This window comes from Fulvivirga imtechensis AK7, from assembly GCF_000331535.1.
Taxonomy (GTDB): domain Bacteria; phylum Bacteroidota; class Bacteroidia; order Cytophagales; family Cyclobacteriaceae; genus Fulvivirga; species Fulvivirga imtechensis.
The window spans coordinates 1-395 of record NZ_AMZN01000011.1; the positions used below are offsets into that span (position 1 = coordinate 1).

Consider the following 395-nt stretch of genomic DNA (forward strand, 5'->3'; position numbering starts at 1 on the left):
TGCAGGCACTCCTCGTTATTGCACTGGTAGCAATGGTAGCCCAGGTCTTTGGTATGGCACTGGTGGATACGGGATAGTACTCCTCTGGTATATTCATTCTTAGGCTGGTAATTGGAACAGGCAAATAATTTTTGGAAGGCCTGTTTACTGCCCATCCCCAGCAAGTTTGAGTTGATCGAAAGGGGAAACCAACCTGGCCCGTTTACTTTTTTGGAGGTGCAGGTAAACCATTGTGGTCTCAATAGAACTGTGGCCAAGGAGAACTTTTATTGTATGCAGGTCGGTACCCGCATCCAGCAAGTGGGTGGCAAAAGAATGTCGTAAGCTATGGGCGCTGTACTTTCCTTTATCGAAGCCAGCCCTGGTCATAGCCTGACGAACAGCCACCTGCATGG

General features: G+C 48.9%; 1 protein-coding gene. It reads right to left on the minus strand.

Annotation, left to right across the window (positions count from 1 at the left end; translation table 11 throughout):
• Nucleotides 1–144 precede the first annotated feature (144 nt).
• Nucleotides 145–395 (minus strand): tyrosine-type recombinase/integrase (locus tag C900_RS28100; RefSeq protein ID WP_009578380.1); only part of this gene is annotated, 251 nt, incomplete at its 5' end.